Source organism: Arsenophonus endosymbiont of Apis mellifera (genome assembly GCF_903968575.1).
GTDB lineage: Bacteria > Pseudomonadota > Gammaproteobacteria > Enterobacterales > Enterobacteriaceae > Arsenophonus > Arsenophonus apicola.
Genome location: NZ_CAJCFU010000014.1, coordinates 1 through 1065 on the forward strand (window position 1 = coordinate 1; position 1065 = coordinate 1065).

Here is a 1065-nt window from a genome sequence, read left to right on the forward strand (position 1 = left end):
AGAACATAAGCACGCCTTTGGCGTGAGCATCGCGGCAAAGGCGCTCTATTTCTAGGCAATTCCCTTCTCGTCCTTTATACTCTGCTCTATGTACATCCCCAGACCTGCAAAACTGCTATTTCAATACGATGACGGATGGAACCTTTTCATCGAAAATAATCACGTAGATGAATGGCAACTACTCTCTTTCGAAAAGATGCTCGCCTGCAGCACCTGCGCTATGGGCGTTCGCCGTTATTGCTGTTCTTCACCTGAATGCTCTCATTCACGCTTCTTTTGTCAAACCTGTAAATCCAAAGCCTGCAGTGCGTGTGGCCTCAAAGGCACCGAACAGTGGATTGCCCAGCAGCGCCATATTTTGCCGGATTGCGAATGGCAACATATTACCCTCACTATGCCTCACCTGCTTTGGCCTTTTTTTAACAATAACTGGTGCTTACTCAACCAACTCTTTCGCTGTGCAACCCGCGCCATGCTCAAACACGCCAAGCGCCAAGGCCTCGAAATTGGCATTTTTTGTGCGCTGCATACTTACGGTCGCCAACTCAATCAACATCCGCATATTCATTTATCCGTCACGCGTGGGGGACTCACTCAATATGACACCTGGAAACCGATTGCGGTTTATGAGTGCGGAAAAAGGAATACACGCCGTCACTTTACTGTCAGAAAGGCGGGATAAAATGGTCAAAAAACGATGGTTACAAACCGCATCCTAGGAGCAGTGTGCCTATTATTAGGCTTTTAGATGATAATTTAACCGAATTACTGTTCTCATGGTTAATCAACGAGAAAACTGTCAGAATTTAATAGAAATATTGAGTTCAAAACACCTCCATTAATGCCTTACTGTATTGATTGAGATTCCTAACCATCGAGTTTCGCACCAATAAGAAAACGCTCTATTTTTAAGTTTAATTCAGCATAATATATAAATAGAAAAAATCTCATAAATTAAAAACAACTTATTGTAATTTAAGTGAATTTATACGTCTTAGTAAGTTAAAGATTAATCATTGTTTTGAAGCCATTTCTAGAATTTTATATGCCCGTGCGAAACTCGTG

Annotated in this window: 1 pseudogene; it reads left to right on the plus strand. The window is 42.0% G+C overall.

Annotated elements, in window-relative coordinates:
• Window positions 1-88: 88 nt before the first annotated feature.
• Window positions 89-619: pseudogene (locus tag H1X92_RS00310) on the plus strand (IS91 family transposase); the annotation flags it as partial.
• Between the last annotated feature and the right edge of the window lie 446 nt (window positions 620-1065).